The organism is Bradyrhizobium sp. SZCCHNR1002, assembly GCF_032381435.1.
Lineage (GTDB): Bacteria > Pseudomonadota > Alphaproteobacteria > Rhizobiales > Xanthobacteraceae > Bradyrhizobium > Bradyrhizobium aeschynomenes.
The window spans coordinates 1,686,374-1,701,595 of sequence record NZ_JAUHIS010000001.1 but is presented as its reverse complement, the minus strand read 5'-3'; the positions used below and the strand labels follow the sequence as shown (position 1 = coordinate 1,701,595).

Genomic DNA, 15,222 nt, shown 5'->3' with positions numbered 1-15,222 from the left:
GGAGTCTTGTTTTGAGTTCCCTTGTTCACGGGGCCTCGCCGCGCCTCAACGGTAAACGCCGCCGTGGGTCTCGGCGTTAGCGATGGGCTGCGCCTCGCAACTGCACGGAGTGCAATACCCGTCATCCGTCGATATGCGCGATCGGACGAGGCTCAAGCCGCTGAAGGCGCTGCAGACGCATCCTCGGTCAAGGTCACGCCGCGCCATTGTCCGGAGGTCACCAGCAGCCGTGCCGTGTCCTGAAGCTCCTTCGCGACGGCGGAGGCGGCGGGTGCGAGCAACTCGGGCTTGATCGAATAGATGTAGTTGCGGCGGGTGATGCGTGCGTCCGAGATCGTCAACGCCCGCCATGCACCATTGTGATCGCCGCCAACCTGCAGCGCCGACATCGGCTTGATAGTGGCACCAATGCCCTCGTTGACGCAGCTCATCACCAACGACAGCGAATCGATCTCCGCCACCACATTCGGGGTCAGGCTGCGTCGTTCGAATTCTGCCGCAACGCGCCGGCGCAGGCCATGCGTGCCAGTTGGCAAAATCAGTGGTAGCTTCGCGACTTCGGCCATCGTGATGCTGTTGCGCGCGCGGGACACCAGCGGACTGTCGGAGCGGAGCAGCACGAACAATTCTTCGTCGAGCAGCGGGGTGGCGTCGAGCTTCGACGAGACGTCGTTGTTGAAGAGGATGGCGAGGTCGAGCTGGCCGAGCCGCATCATGTGGGCAAGATGGCCGCTCATGCCCTCGACAACGTTAAGCAGGATGCCGGGATATTTGGCGCGGATGGATTTGGTCAATGGCAGGCCGATCGCCAGAACGGTGGTGGCCGGCAGCCCGACCGAGACCATGCCGCGCATCTCGCTGGTGTCCTGCCTCGCGATCGACAGCGCGTGGTCGAGCTGGCGCAGCATGAAGCGGGCATGGTGATAGAGCGCGAGCCCGTTCTCGGTCGGGGTCACGCCGCGCGAAGATCGTTGCAGCAGGGGCTTGCCGACCTCCTCCTCGAGCTTGGCGATCTGCTGGCTCAGCGCCGGCTGCGCCACGAACAGGCAGCGCGACGCTTTTGACAGGCTGCCGCTCTCGACGATCTGGGCAAAATACCGCAACTGACGAAGATCCATGAGCGTGCGCCGGGGCAGGGACGTGACAGGAGGGGCTGGCCATAGTTCCAGCTTATAGCGACCAATCCAAAACAGTATTTTTGCTAATGTCAAATTCCTTCTAATGGGAGGTCAAGAAGCGCGAAATTCATTGGAGGAGCTTGAGGATGGCGGACGCTGCAGCTCAACGACAGGCATCAGCCGATCTGCCGTCCTGCCAGCTCCTCATCAATGGCCTATGGGCAGACGGCGAGCGGACGGCCGCCGTGTTCGACAAATACCGCCTGCAGCCGGCGATGCTTGCGCAGCTGCCGAGCCGGGAGCAGGTCCGCGCCTGCGTCGCCGCCGCCGAGCAGGCGTTTCAGGCCAACACGCTGACACCGTACGAGCGGGGCGTCATTCTCGACCGTGCCGCAGCCGAGCTCGAGAAGCGCGCCCCCGAGCTGGTTGAAGTGCTGCGTCAGGAGGCGGGTTTTCCGCGCCGTGACGCCGTCGGCGAGCTGCAGCGTTGCGTGGCCACGTTCCGGCTGTCGGCCGAGGAGGCGCGGCGGCTGGCCGGCGAGGTGGTGCCGATGGAAGGCGCCGCGGGCCAGAAGGGCCGCATCGGCTTCACCATTCGCGTGCCGCTCGGCGTGGTCGTCGCCATCACGCCGTTCAACGCGCCGCTGAACACGGTGGCGCACAAGGTGGCGCCCGCGCTCGCCGCTGGCAATGCGCTGATCCTGAAGCCGTCGCTGCACACGCCGATGACCTCCTGCATCATGGCCGAGTGCCTGGTCGCTGCAGGCCTGCCCTCGGGTTTGATGTCGGTGCTGCATGGCGACGGCGAGGTCGCCGACTGGCTCTTGAGCGAGCCGAACGTGAAGTTCTTCGCCTTCACCGGCAGCACCGAGATCGGCCGCATCATCCAGAGCAAGGTCGGGCTGCGCCGCACCCAGATGGAACTCGGCTCGATCTCCCATTGCGTGATCTGTGCGGATGCCGATCTCGACGTGGCGCTGCCCAAGGTGGTCAATGCCAGTTTCCGCAAGGCTGGCCAGGTCTGCACCTCCATCCAGGTGCTGCTGGTGCAGCGGGCGCTGGTCGAGCAGGTCGAGCAGCGGTTGACGAGACTGGTTGCCGAGCTGCCTTATGGCGATCCCGGCGATGACAATACAGTGGTCGGCCCGGTGGTCAGCGAGGCCGCCGCGCAGCGCATCGAGTCCTGGATTGCGCAGGCCGAAGCGAAGGGCGCGCGGCGCTTGGTCGGCGGCACGCGCAAGGGCGCCGTGGTGCCTCCGACGCTGCTCACCCATGTCGACAAGGCGACCCCGCTCGGCTGCCAGGAGGTGTTCGGACCGGTGCTGTGCATCGAGCCGTTCGATCAGTTCGATGACGCGCTCGCCCGCGTCAACGGCACGCCCTATGGTCTTGCCACCGGCATCTTCACCAAACGGCTGGACACGGTTTTGCAGGCCGCCCGGCAACTGCAAGTCGGCGGAGTTCACATCAATGAGACGCCGAGCTCGCGCGTCGACATGATGCCCTATGGTGGCTCCAAGGATTCGGGATTCGGTCGCGAGGGGCCGCACTACGCAATCCGAGAAATGAGCGAGGAACGCATGGTGACGATCCTCGCCTGAGGGGTGGACGTCAGCCGACAAGGATCGATCATGACAAAGATGAAGGGCGGCGAGGTGATCGCCGAATATCTCGTCAAGCAGAAAGTGCCGTTCGTGATCGGCATCTGCGGACACGGCAATGTCGGCATTCTCGATGCGCTCTATCAGGTGCGTGACAAGGTCATGCTGGTGTCGCCGCGCCATGAGCAGTGCGCCGGGCACATGGCCGACGCCTATTTCCGCGTCAAGCACAGCCCCGTCGCGACCCTCACCTCGACCGGCCCGGGCTCGGCCAATTTGGTGATGTCGCTGGCGACCGCGTTGTCGGATTCCTCGACCTTTCTCGCCATCACCGCCAACGTGCCGACCTCGCAGGCCAATCGCGCGCCGTTCCAGGAGCTCTACGCGCATAACCAGGCCGATTTCGCCCAGGTGCTGCGCCCGGTGGTAAAACGTTCGTTCCAGCCGAGTCGCGTCGACATGCTGCCCTTGGCGCTGCGCCAGGCGTTCGACACCATGGTCACGGGCCGGCCGGGCCCGGTCAATCTCGACATTCCCTACAACGTGTTCCAGGAGGAGGCCGACGTCGAACTGCCGGCGCCCTCGCATGTTCACGGCGGCCACCGCCCAAGCGCGAGCGAGGCCGACGTAGCCAAGGCGCTCGACCTGCTGGCGGCCGCCAAGCGACCGGTGTTCTTCATCGGGCAGGGCACGACGTTGTCGGAAGCCGGCCCCGAAATCAGCGCATTGCAGAGCCGCTACGGCATTCCGGTCATCACCTCGCCGAACGGCATGGGTTGCGTGCCGTCGGATGATCCGCTGACGCTCGGCTTCATCGGGCGCAACGGGGCCTATCCGGCCAACCAGGCCGGCCGCTTCGCCGATCTCGTGCTGTGCATCGGTACCCGCTTCGACGATCGCTCGTCGTCGAGCTGGCACCAAGGCTATTCGTGGAATTTCCCGTCGACGAAGTTGCTGCAGGTCGACATCGATCCGGCCGAACTCGGCCGCAACTATCCGCCCACGCTCGGCATCATCGCCGACGCCAAGACCTTTGCCGGACAGCTGCTCGCAGGCCTGGAGCGCCGGACGGATATCAAGCGCGACGATTTTGCCACCTGGCGCGACGAGATCGGCAAATGGAAGGCGGAGTGGGAGGCCTTCGTGCGGCCGAACTTCAGTGTCGATGCCACGCCGATCCGGCCCGAATATGTCGTCGGTGCGTTGCAGGACGTGCTGCCGGACGATGTCATCCTGTCGCTCGATTCCGGCGTGCATCACAACTGGTTCATGCAGTTCTGGAACCCGAAACGGGCTCAGAGCATGATGAACAGCTGGGGCTATTCGTCGATGGGGTTCGGCGTCTGCGGCGTGCTCGGCGCGCAGCTCGCTGCGCCCGACCGGCCCTGCGTCGCCGTGGTCGGCGATGGCGGCTTCATGATGGCGCCCTACGTCGTGGCGACCGCGGTCGAATATGATCTGCCCTGTATCTGGATCGTCTGGAACAACTTTGCCTGGGGCGCCATCCGCGACCTGCAATACGGCCTGTTCGAGGGCCGCGAGCTCGGCACCGCCTTTTATCGTAGCAATCAGGGCCCGGGCGGCGATCGCTACAATCCGGACTTCGCCGCCTGGGCGCGCGCCTGCGGCGCTGACGGCGTCACCGTGACGCGTAGTGCCGACCTGCGCGGCGCGGTCGAGACGGCGATCAGAAATCGGCGGCCCTGCGTCATCGACCTGCATGTCGATGCCGAAGTGCGGCCGCCATCGACCGGCACGTGGGAGCTGCCGCCGATTCCATTCAAGGAGCCAGTGTTCGGCAAGCCATTCAAAGCAGACTGACAAACAACGACAACAACACCGCGAGGGAGGACATTATGTTGAAGCGTGATCTGAGCCGGCGATCCTTCATGCGCGCCTCCGCGGGCGTGGCCGCCGCATCGATGATGAGCTTCCGTGGCACGGCGCACGCCCAGGCCGACGGGCCGGTGCGCATCGGCATGATCTATTCCAAACAGGGGCCGGGCGCCTCGATCGGCGAATATCTGCAGCGCGGCAGCGCGCTGGCGGTCGAGCAGGCCGGTAACAAGGTGCTGGGCCGGCCGATCGAGCTGGTCTGGCTCGACGAGCCCAACCCGCAGGTGTCGCAGCAGAACATGCAGCGGCTGGTCGATGAGAGCAAGGTGGTCGCCGTCGTCGGCGGCAACTACTCGTCGTCGGCTCTGGCCATGATGAGCGTCGCCAACCGCGAAAAGGTGCCGCTGATCCTGACCGGCGCGGCGGCGAGTGAAATCACCGGCAAGAACTGCAGCAAATACACCTTCCGCACCCAGGCCACCGTGCCGGTGCAGATGGCCGGCCTGATGCCCTACGTCTCCTCGATCGGCAAGAAGGTCTATTTCATCACCGCGTCCTACGCCTTCGGCCAGGACATCCTGCGCGCTTCGCGTGCGATGTTGAAGCCGGTCGGCGCCACCGAGGTCGGCGTCGACGAGGTGCCGATCAACACCGCCGACTACAGCTCCTACATCCTCAAGATCCGCCAGGCCAAGCCCGACGTCATCGTCGGCGGCCTGGTCGGCGGCGACTTCTCCAACTTCCTCAAGCAGTGGAACGAGATGGGGATGAAGGACAAGATCCCCTACGCGGCGGTCGCCGTCACCGACACAGATTTCTGGGACGTCGGGCCGCAGGCCTCGACCGGCATCTACATCAAGCCGTGGTACTATAACAATCCGAAGAACACCGCGGCCGAGAAGAAGCTGATCGCGGACTTCCAGAAAAAGTACAATCAGCCGCCGTCGGACAAGACCTGGTCGGGCTGGATCGGCATGCGCGCGCTGCTGGAATCGATCGAGGCGGCGAAATCGACCGAATCGGCCAAGATCGTCACGCAGCTGGAGCAGTGGAAGAACACCGAGGGCGAGTTCCCATTCTTCTTCCGCGACTGGGACCACCAGCTGGTGCGTCCGGCCGTGATCGTCCAGGTCAAGAAGCAGATCACCGACAAGTTCGACTATTTCGACGTGCTGAAGAACACTTCGGCGACCGAGGACGAGACCATCAAGGCCTTCGGCACCAAGGAGGAGATCGGCTGCAGCATGCCGTCGCTGTAATGCCGCCGCCATTGTCCTAGGTCTCGCGTTGCCAAGTACCGGCAGGTTCGAACGATGCTTGACATTCTCGTGTCCCAGGCCGCTAACGGCCTTGTGCTCGGCTTCATCTACGTGCTGATCGCCGTGGGTCTGTCGATCACGTTCGGCCTGCTCGGCGTCATCAACTTCGCCCACGGCGCCTTCTTCGCGCTGGGGGCCTATGTCGCCTGGCAGTTGTTCCAGCTGTTCGGCTGGAGCGCTGTGATCCTGGCGCCCCCTCTGGTCGGGCTGATCGGTATGGTCGTGGAGGTGGTGATCATCCGCCGCCTCTACGGCAAAGAGCCGCTGCTCAGCCTGATCGTGACCTTCGCGCTGGCGCTGCTGATCGAGGCGGTGATCCGCTACGTCTGGGGCGCCGACGGCAAGCCGTTCAACCCGCCGCCGGCATTCGCCGGCATCGTCGACCTAGGCCCGCTCCTGATCACCAAATATCGCGTCGCCGTGCTCGGCACCACGATCGCGACCCTGGTCGGCCTGTGGGGCTTCCTGGCGTTCACGCCGTACGGCCGCATCCTGCGCGCCGGCAGCCGCGACCCGGAGATGGTCGAACTGCTCGGCATCAACCTGCCGCGGGTGCTGACCGCCGTGTTCGGCCTCGGCTGCATGCTGGCCGCGATTGCCGGCGTGCTGGCGGCGCCACTGTGGACGGTGTCGCCCTCGATGGCGGCCAATGCCGTGATGCCGGCCTTCGTGATCGTGGCGATCGGCGGCCTCGGCTCATTCCGCGGCGCGGTGGTCGCCGGGCTCGCGGTCGGCATCGTGACCTCGGTGACGATCCAGTTCTGGCCTGAGGCAGCTGCCGCCTCGATGTATGCCTTGATGTTCGCGATCATGCTGCTGCGGCCGCGCGGGCTGTTCGGCGAGCGCTGGGAGCGTTTCGAATGACCACCAACAAAAACCCCCTGCAGCGGCTCGCTGGCCATCCCGTGCTGGTCACCGCGCTCATGCTGCTGCTCGCGTCCGGCGCGGCGCTGGCTGTCGGCATGCCGATCCATCGCGTCACCGAGATCGCGATCTATACGCTGTACGGCGCCGAGGTGAACTTCCTGATCGGCTATCTCGGCCTGGTGCCGTTCGGCGCCTCGTTCTTCTTCGGCTGCGCCAGCTATGCGCTGGCGATCGGCTCCGGCTTCTTGTCGGCGGGCAACGAGATCACGGGCCTTGCGATCGCGACCGTGTTCTCGCTCATACTGGCGCTGATCGTCGGCGCTGTCATCCTGCGTCGGCGCGGGCTGTATTTCTCGCTGCTGACGCTGGCCTGCTCGCAGATCGCATTCGAGATCGCGTTCAAATGGACGTCGGTGACCGGCGGCGAGAATGGGCTGCAGAACGTGGCGCGGCCGCTGTTTCCCTCCGCGCTCGCCTTTCACTGGTTCACGCTGGCCGTGGTCGTCGGTTCGCTGTGGGTGCTGTGGCGGCTGGCGCATGCACCGTTCGGCCGGCTGATGCAGGCGCTGCGCGACAACGAGCAGCGCGTCGCGAGCCTCGGCTTCGACACCTACCGCACCAAGCTGGTCGCGCTGGTCATCGCCGGCGGCGGCATCGGCGTTGCCGGCGGGCTGATGGCGCTGCTGCTGCAGGGCGTCTACGCCAACAACCTCAACTGGGAGCACGCCGGCGATCCCGTGCTGATGGCCGCGCTCGGCGGTGTGCATCATTTCCTCGGCCCGCTGTGGGGCGCCGCGGTGTTCATCGTGCTGGAGGACCGGCTCAGCGCGGTCACAGAGAACTGGTGGCTGATCTTCGCGCCGATCATCATCGGCTTCGCGCTGCTGTCGTCGGAGGGCATTCACGGCATTTTCCAGCGCGTCATCGGCCGCAACCGCTGGACCCTGACGCGCAATGCCATTCTCGCGCGGCCGCCTGCCATCGTCCCCTATGCGCCCGATCACGTGGCCAAGGCGGCCATCTCCGATGCGCCGATTCTGGCGATCCGCAACCTGTCGAAGCATTTCGGCTCGATCGTCACGCAGAAGGACATTTCCTTCGAGATGAGCCGCACCGGGCTGCACAGCCTGATCGGCCCCAACGGCGCCGGCAAGACCACGCTGTTCAACCTGTTGACGGGCGTGCTGCGGCCGGACGGCGGCACCATTCTGTTCGAGGGCGCCCCGATCATGCGACTGCCGCCGCACGAGCGCGCCCGGCTCGGCATCGCCCGCTCGTTCCAGATCCTCAGCGTGTTCCCCAACCTCACCGCGTTCGAGAACGTGCGCATCGCCGTGCAGGCCGCCAACCGGCAATGGACCGGCCTGTGGCGCGACGCCTATCACGACGAGACGTCCAACGCCAAGGTGTGGTCGCTGCTCGACGCCGTCGGCCTCGCCGACCGCGCCGCCGAGCTCTGCTCGGCGCTGGCCCATGGCGAGAAGCGGCTGCTCGAAATCGCGGTCTCGCTTGCTATCGAGGCCAAGCTGCTGCTGCTCGACGAGCCGCTGGCGGGACTCGCCGAGTCGGACCGCAAGGTCGTGGGCGAGTTGATCAAACGGCTGTCGAAATCTCATGCCGTGCTGCTGATCGAGCATGACATCGACCGCGTGCTGGCGATGTCGGACCGCATCACCGTGCTGCATCAGGGCAAACTGATCGCCGACGGCAAGCCGGCGGAGGTGGCGGCCGATCCGGAAGTCGTCGCCGCCTATCTCGGCACGGCCCACGGCCAGGTCGCACCCCCCGCCATGCCCGCCTGCAATGTCACGCCGCTGCCGACCAGCGCGCCGCTTGAGCCGCTGCTCAAGGTCGAGGGTGTGCGCGCCGGCTATGGCGGCGGCACGGTGCTCGACGGACTCGACCTGACGGTGCGGCCGGGCGAGGTGGTGGCGCTGCTGGGCCGCAACGGCGTCGGCAAGACCACCGCGCTGCGCGCCGTCACCGGCACCGTGCCGCCGAGCGGCGGCCGCATCCTGTTCGACGGCACCGAGCTCAACCGCCTGCGCCCCGACGAGATCAACCGATTGGGCATCTCGCTGGTGCCGGAGGGCCGCCGGCTGTTTCCGAACCTCACGGTGCAGGAGAACCTTAAGCTCGCCACCCGCAGCGGCGGCGCCTCGCTCGACGAGGTGTTCGAGCTGTTCCCGAAACTGCGCATCCTGCAGAAGTCGCGAGCCGAGAATCTCTCCGGCGGCGAGCGGCAGATGGTGGCGATCGCCCGCGCGCTGATGGTGCCGAGCCGGCTGATCCTGCTCGACGAGCCGTTCGAGGGCCTGGCGCCGGCGGTGGTGCAGGAGGTGCGCGAGGTCGTCGCCAAGCTGCGCGCGCGCGCCAGCCTCGTCATCGTCGAGCACCACGCCGAGAGCGTGCTGGCGATGGCCGACCGCGCCTATGTGCTGGTCAACGGGCGCGTCGCCTATGTCGGCGATGCCGCCGAGCTCGCCGCCGATCATGACCTGCAGGGCCGGCTGCTCGGCATCACCCAGAGCGCCGACGCGGTGCAGCTCGCGGTGAACGGCCCATGACACGCGCGCTCGCCATCAACACCTATGGCTACATCTGGTCGACGCCGGCCGAGGCCTGCGTGCGCCGGCTCGCTGCGCTCGGCTATGGCCATTTCGAGCTGATGATCCATCCGCCGCATCTGCCTCTGGATAACTTCGGCGCCGCGGAGCGCCGGGTGCTGCGTGCGGCGCTGGCCGAGGTCGGCGCGACCGTCAGCTCGATCAACATGCCGAGCCTCGACCAGAATCTGGCCAGCGCGTTTCCGCGGGTGCGGCGCGCCTCCATTGCCATGTTCCAGGATGCCATCGACCTCGCCGCCGATCTCGGCGCCCCTTGGCTCGTCACCGTGCCCGGCCGCATGAGCCCGCTGTTCCCGGCGCCGGTTGGCGATCGCACCGCGTGGTTGACCGACGCGATCGGCCAGCTGCTACCGCGCGCGCAATCGCGTGGCGTCGGGCTCGCGATCGAAAACGTGCCGTTCGCGGGCTTTCCCGACGCGGCCTCGCTCGGCGCCTTCGTGCGCAGCTTCGACTCGCCGCATGTCGGCGTTTGCTACGACGCCGCCAATGCCCATTTCATCGGCGAGGATCCCGCCGAGGGCTTGTATCAGCTCGGCGATCTCGTGCGCGTTGCCCATCTCTCCGACACGACGCGCGACATCTGGCGCCATGACCGCGTCGGGCTTGGTGATGTGCCCTGTGAAAAATTCCTGCGCGCGCTCGACGAGATCGGCTTCGAAGGTCCGTGCACGCTGGAGATCATCGGCGGCGATGCGGAAGGCGCCATCTTGGAGAGCCATCGCGCGCTCGCGCCGTTCGGCGTGGTCCCCTGCAGCGTCAGGAGCGCCTCATGAGCACCGTGCTGGTCACCGGCGCTGCCGGCCTGCTCGGGCGCCTCGTCGTGCGCGAGCTGCTCGCCCACGGCTACAAGGTGCGCGGCCTCGACCGTCGTGCGGGCGACGCCGACATCGAGTGGCATGTCGGCGATGTCACCTCGCCCGAGCTGGTCAAGCGCGCCATCGCTGGCAGCGACGCCGTGCTACACATCGCCGCCGTGCCCAACATCTGGTCCGGCGACGGCCAGACCATCATGCGCGTCAACGTGCTCGGCAGCTACACCGTGTTCGAGGCGGCGGAGGCGGCGGGCATCCGCCGCGCCGTGTTCTGCTCCTCGGATTCGGTGGCCGGCTATACGGTGCGGGAAGGACGCATGCTGCCGCCGCTCTACGCGCCGCTCGATCTCGACCATCCGCTGCAGGCGACCGATCCCTATGCGGTCAGCAAGATCCTCGGCGAGGATCTGGCGCGCGCCTATGCGCTGCGCGGCATGGCCGTGGTGGCGCTGCGCACGGTGTTCGTTGCCTATCCGGAGATGGCCGGCGAGATCGTGGCCCGCGCCAAGGATCCGGCCAATTATCACGGTCCGGCGGTCGGCGGACCGTCGTCGGCCGGCGGCGGCCCGCTGCACCACCACATCGACCCGCGCGATCTGGCGCGCGCCTTCCGCCTCGCGCTGGAACTGCCGCTCGACGGCGGCGCCTTCGAGCGCTTCTATCTGTCGGCGCAGGTGACGCTGTCGCCGGAGCCGACGCTCGATCGGCTGCGCCGGCTGCATGGCGAGCGAATCCAAATTCGCAACCCTGAGCTCTATGCGCGGCAGCCGTTCGCGCCGCTCTACGATCTCAGTCACGCTGCCGAGCGGCTCGGCTTCACCGCCGATTACGACCAGCGGCATCTGCTCGCGGGCCTGACCTGATCACTTGAGGAGAATCGCAATGACGATCGTCGTTCCCGGACCGGATGCCTACGCCAATGCCGCAAAAGAGAAGAAGGCGGTGACGCGCAATCTCGCCGAGATCTTCTGGACGCAGTATCCCGGCCACTACAATCAGGCGCTGTCGAAGGCGATCGTGACGCCGGACACCACCGGCAGCCGCTTCTTCGATCACCGCATCTCGTCCTACGAGCCCGGCGCCCATGTCGAGAGCCATTCGCACAAGGTGCAGGAACAGATCTATCACGTGCTGTCAGGCGAGGGCATCCTGATCCTCGACGGTGAGCGCCGCCTGGTGCGCGCCAACGACGTCACCTACATCCCGCCCGGCGTCGTCCACGAATTCCACTGCACCGGCAACGATCCGCTGGTGTTTCTGGTCATCACCAGCCCGCCGACCGACGAAGAGCCGGCGCCGCGCTGAGGAGTGGGACATGACCAAGACCGTTCTGGTCACCGGCGCCTGCGGCTGGCTCGGCACGGCGATCGTGCAGGCGCTGCTCGATCGCGGCGACCGCGTCGTCGCGCTCGATCTCATGGTGGCGCCGGCGATGGCCGCGCGCGCCGCGGGCGAGCCGCGGCTGGTCGCCGAGGCCGTCGATCTCGGCGAATGGCACCAAGTGCTGCGCGACCTGCAGACGCATCGGCCGGATGCGGTGATCCATGCCGCCGCGGTGGTCGGCGTGATCCAGGCAGCCGACATCCCGCTCAAGGCGCTACGCGTCAATGTCGAAGGCGCGGTCAACCTGTTCGAGGCGATGCGGCTCTGCGGCATCAAGCGCGTGGTGCACATCTCGACCGAGGAGACCTATGGCGATTTCCAGTCTCCCGCCATCGACGAGGAGCATCCGCAGCGGCCGACCAGCGTCTATGGCCTGACCAAGCTCGCGGCCGAGCACTACGGCCGGGTCTATTCGCGCGACCACGGCCTCGAATGCATCAATGTGCGGACCTGCTGGGTCTACGGCGCGCATCTGCCGCGTCTGCGCATGCCGCGCACCTTCATCGAGGCGGCCTTGCGCGGCGATCCGTTCCACCAGGCCGATGGCGGCAATCTCGCGGTCGACCAAGTCTATATTGACGACACCGTTGCCGGCGTACTGCTCGCGCTCGACAAGCCAAAGCATCGGTTCGACGCCTACAACATCGCGACCGGCGCGGCGCCGACGCTGCGCGACACCGCCGAGGCGGTCAATCGCGCGATTCCGGGGGCGCGGATCACCGTCGGAGACAGCGGGCCCTATCAACACGGCGGCAAGTTGCTGAGCGCGGTCAAGGGAGCGCTCGACATCAGCCGCGCCAAGGCCGAGCTCGGCTATCATCCGCGCTACGACCTGCAGGCCGGCATCGAAGCCACCATCGCCGCCACCCGCGCCGCGATGACAAAGACATCGACCTGACCGGCGCATGTTCGCGCCTAATCGTTTTCGTCTCCCAAGGAATCACCAATGACCAGCTCCTCTCCCATCGCTCTCGTGTTCGGCGGCTCGCGCGGCATCGGCGCCGCTTGCGTGCAGGCATTCGCCGCCGCCGGCTGGCAGGTGGCTTCGACCTACGCCACCAAGTCGTCGGACAACGCTCCCGGCAAGCAGTATCAGGTCGACATCCGCGATGCCGCCTCGGTGGCGCGCGTGTTCGAGCAGGCCGCCGCCGATTTCGGTGGCGCGCCGCAGGCGGTGATCGCCAATGCCGGCATCAACGTGCCGGCAGGGCCCCTTGCCAGCTTCAAGCCGGACGATTTCCGCCTGCTGATGGAGGTCAACGTCATCGGCGCCTTCAACGTGCTGGCGGAAGCGGCGCGGCGGGTGCGCGACGGCGGCGCCATCGTTGCGATCACGACCTCGCTGGTGCGCCATGCCGTGCCGGGCACCGGGCCCTATGCCGCGACCAAGGCGGCGGTCGAGAGCCTGGTGCGGTCGATGGCCAAGGAGCTCTCAGGCCGCGGCGTGCGCGTCAATGCGGTGGCGCCGGGACCGGTCGACACCGACCTGTTCAACGCCGGCAAGACCGAGGAAGCCAAGCAGCGCATGGCCGCGTTCAGCCCGTTCAACCGCATCGGCCGGCCTGACGAGATTGCCGAGGTGGTGCGCTTCCTCGCCTCCGACCAGGCCTCCTGGGTGCAGGGCCAGATCGTGCAGCCCAATGGCGGCATGGTATGAGCGAGGCTGCGCCGGCCGACGCCGGCGGAACGTTTGACGTCGTCGTGGTCGGCGCGGGCGTCGGCGGCCTCACCGCCGCGACCGTCGCCGCTGCGGACGGCTGTTCTGTGCTGCTCGTGGAGCAGGCCGACGTGATCGGCGGTACCACCGCGATCTCCGGCGGCATGGTGTGGATTCCCGCCAATCACAAGGCGGCTGCCGAAGGCCGGCCCGACACGCTGGAGGCGGCACGCGCTTATCTGCAGGAGACGGTGCCCGGCAGCGATCGCGCAAGGCTCGAGACGTTCCTCGCCTTCGGCGGTCACGCCTTGCGTGACCTGGAGGCGCGCACTGCGCTGCGGCTGCAGCCGGTGCCGACCTATCCGGACTATTACCCCGATCTGCCCGGCGCCACCGCCGGCGGTCGCGTGCTGGAGCCGGTGCCGTTCGATGCGCGCGCGCTCGGCCAAGCCTTCGCGCTGCTGCGCGATCCGTTGCCGGAGTTCATGCTGTTCGGCGGCATGATGATCAGCCGGGCGGACATTCCCCATCTGCGCCGGGTCGGGCGTTCGCTGCGCTCGACGCTGCATGCCGCGCGGCTCCTGACACGTTACGGCCTGCAGCGGCTGTCGGCGCGGCGCGGCACCACGCTCTATCTCGGCAATGCGCTGGTGGCGCGGCTGCTGCGCTCGGCGCTCGACCACGGCGTCACCATCCGCACCGGCGCCGCGGTGCGGCAGCTCGCGGCTGACGCGCAGGGCAGGGTGTCGAAGCTCGAAGTCGGCGATCGCGCCGGCAGCCGCTGGATCACGGCGCGGCGCGGCGTGGTGCTGGCGACCGGCGGCCTGTCGCATGATGCCGAGCTGCGCCGCCACTACGTGCCGCAGGCGGCCGGTACGCTGTCCGCCACCGTTGATCCGGGCGCGGCGCCGCGCGGCGCGCGGCTCGCGACGGCGCTCGGCGCGCGCCTGTCGCAGCCGACCAACGACGGCGCGTTCTGGGTGCCCGCTTCGACCTTCACGCGCGCCGACGGCAGCCGCGGTATCTTCCCCCACACGGTCACCGATCGCGCCAAGCCTGGTCTGATCGCGGTGGACGCAAGCGGTCAGCGCTTTGTCAACGAGGCGGTGTCCTATCATGAATTCGTGCGCGCCCAGCTGGCGCATGCCGGCGCGATTCCTGCCTGGCTGATCTGCGACCGGCGCTTTCTGTGGACGTACGGCCTCGGCAAGGTCAAGCCATTTACCCGTTCCGTCGCGGGCGATGTTGCTTCCGGTTATCTCAAGCGCGCTGATAGCCTCGACACGCTCGCGCAGGCGATCGGCGCTTCGCCCGGCGAGCTTGCGCGCACCGTGAGCGAGTTCAACCGCCATGCCGAGCGTGGTGAGGATCCTGCGTTCGGCCGCGGCAGTAACATCTACCAGCGCTCGCTTGGCGATGCTGATCAGCGTCCCAACCCTTGTGTCGCGCCGATTGTCGAGCCGCCGTTCTATGCCGTTGCCGTCTATCCGGCCGATCTCGGCATGTCTGCCGGCATCGTCACCGACGACCGGGCACGGGTGCTGCGTGACGACGGCGCGCCGATCACCGGCCTGTTCGCCTGCGGCAATGACATGGCTTCGATCATGGCGGGCGCCTATCCCGGCCCGGGTATTACGCTGGGGCCGGCGCTGACCTTCGGCTGGCTGGCCGGCCGCATAGCGGCAGGGGCAAACATCTGATGCACTCTCCCGATGTTCTCGTCATCGGCGGCGGCAATGCCGCGCTGTGCGCGGCGCTGATGGCGCGCGAGGCCGACGCCTCGGTGCTGCTGCTGGAAGCGGCGCCCGAAGTGTGGCGCGGCGGCAATTCGATGCATGTGCGCAACCTGCGCTGCATGCACGACGCGCCGCAGGACGTGCTGGTCGAGGCCTATCCGGAAGAAGAGTACTGGCAGGACCTGCTGAAGGTCACGGGCGGGCTGACCAATGAGATGCTGGCGCGCCTCGTGATCCGCCACTCGGCGCTGCCGGCCCTGGATGCG

At 67.1% G+C, this 15,222-nt stretch carries 12 protein-coding genes and 1 pseudogene; 12 read left to right on the top strand and 1 reads right to left on the bottom strand.

All coding sequences use genetic code 11. The features are described 5' to 3' along the window. Positions 1 to 152: 152 nt before the first annotated feature. Entirely contained in the window at positions 153 to 1,103 is a 951-nt protein-coding gene (locus tag QX108_RS07565; RefSeq protein ID WP_315780072.1) for a LysR substrate-binding domain-containing protein, read from the bottom strand. A 161-nt stretch (positions 1,104 to 1,264) separates the two neighbouring features. Between QX108_RS07565 and QX108_RS07560 the strand changes: the two genes are divergently transcribed. From QX108_RS07560 to QX108_RS07505, 12 genes and pseudogenes are all read left to right on the top strand, one after another. Beyond that, positions 1,265 to 2,719: an aldehyde dehydrogenase family protein gene (locus tag QX108_RS07560; RefSeq protein ID WP_315780074.1), complete on the top strand. Its 1,455-nt coding sequence runs from the start codon at positions 1,265 to 1,267 to the stop codon at positions 2,717 to 2,719. A 30-nt stretch (positions 2,720 to 2,749) separates the two neighbouring features. Next, complete coding sequence (locus tag QX108_RS07555) at positions 2,750 to 4,540, top strand: thiamine pyrophosphate-binding protein (protein ID WP_315780076.1); 1,791 nt, start codon at positions 2,750 to 2,752, stop codon at positions 4,538 to 4,540. 35 nt (positions 4,541 to 4,575) lie between these two features. Continuing rightward, positions 4,576 to 5,814, top strand: coding sequence for an ABC transporter substrate-binding protein (locus QX108_RS07550; RefSeq protein WP_315780078.1), 1,239 nt, complete (start codon positions 4,576 to 4,578; stop codon positions 5,812 to 5,814). A 54-nt stretch (positions 5,815 to 5,868) separates the two neighbouring features. Next, positions 5,869 to 6,738 (top strand): branched-chain amino acid ABC transporter permease, encoded by an 870-nt coding sequence (locus QX108_RS07545; protein WP_315780080.1) that lies wholly within the window; start codon positions 5,869 to 5,871, stop codon positions 6,736 to 6,738. Then, on the top strand, positions 6,735 to 9,308 hold the full coding sequence (locus QX108_RS07540; protein ID WP_315780082.1) for a branched-chain amino acid ABC transporter ATP-binding protein/permease: 2,574 nt from the start codon (positions 6,735 to 6,737) through the stop codon (positions 9,306 to 9,308). Before QX108_RS07545 ends, QX108_RS07540 begins: the two co-directional genes overlap by 4 nt. Continuing rightward, complete coding sequence (locus tag QX108_RS07535; protein ID WP_315780084.1) at positions 9,305 to 10,141, top strand: sugar phosphate isomerase/epimerase family protein; 837 nt, start codon at positions 9,305 to 9,307, stop codon at positions 10,139 to 10,141. The genes QX108_RS07540 and QX108_RS07535 overlap by 4 nt, the downstream gene beginning before the upstream one ends. Further along, entirely contained in the window at positions 10,138 to 11,043 is a 906-nt protein-coding gene (locus QX108_RS07530) for an NAD-dependent epimerase/dehydratase family protein (protein WP_315780086.1), read from the top strand. Before QX108_RS07535 ends, QX108_RS07530 begins: the two co-directional genes overlap by 4 nt. Before the next feature lie 19 nt (positions 11,044 to 11,062). Beyond that, a complete protein-coding gene (locus QX108_RS07525; protein WP_315780088.1) occupies positions 11,063 to 11,485 on the top strand; it encodes a cupin domain-containing protein in 423 nt (140 codons plus the stop codon). 10 nt (positions 11,486 to 11,495) lie between these two features. Further along, complete coding sequence (locus QX108_RS07520) at positions 11,496 to 12,461, top strand: NAD(P)-dependent oxidoreductase (protein ID WP_315780090.1); 966 nt, start codon at positions 11,496 to 11,498, stop codon at positions 12,459 to 12,461. Positions 12,462 to 12,509: 48 nt separating this feature from the next. Next, on the top strand, positions 12,510 to 13,220 hold the full coding sequence (locus QX108_RS07515) for an SDR family oxidoreductase (protein WP_315780092.1): 711 nt from the start codon (positions 12,510 to 12,512) through the stop codon (positions 13,218 to 13,220). After that, a complete protein-coding gene (locus tag QX108_RS07510) occupies positions 13,217 to 14,920 on the top strand; it encodes an FAD-dependent oxidoreductase (protein WP_315780094.1) in 1,704 nt (567 codons plus the stop codon). Before QX108_RS07515 ends, QX108_RS07510 begins: the two co-directional genes overlap by 4 nt. Beyond that, a pseudogene (locus QX108_RS07505) lies at positions 14,920 to 15,138 on the top strand (FAD-dependent oxidoreductase); the annotation flags it as partial. The gene QX108_RS07510 and the pseudogene QX108_RS07505, both read left to right, overlap by 1 nt. Between the last annotated feature and the right edge of the window lie 84 nt (positions 15,139 to 15,222).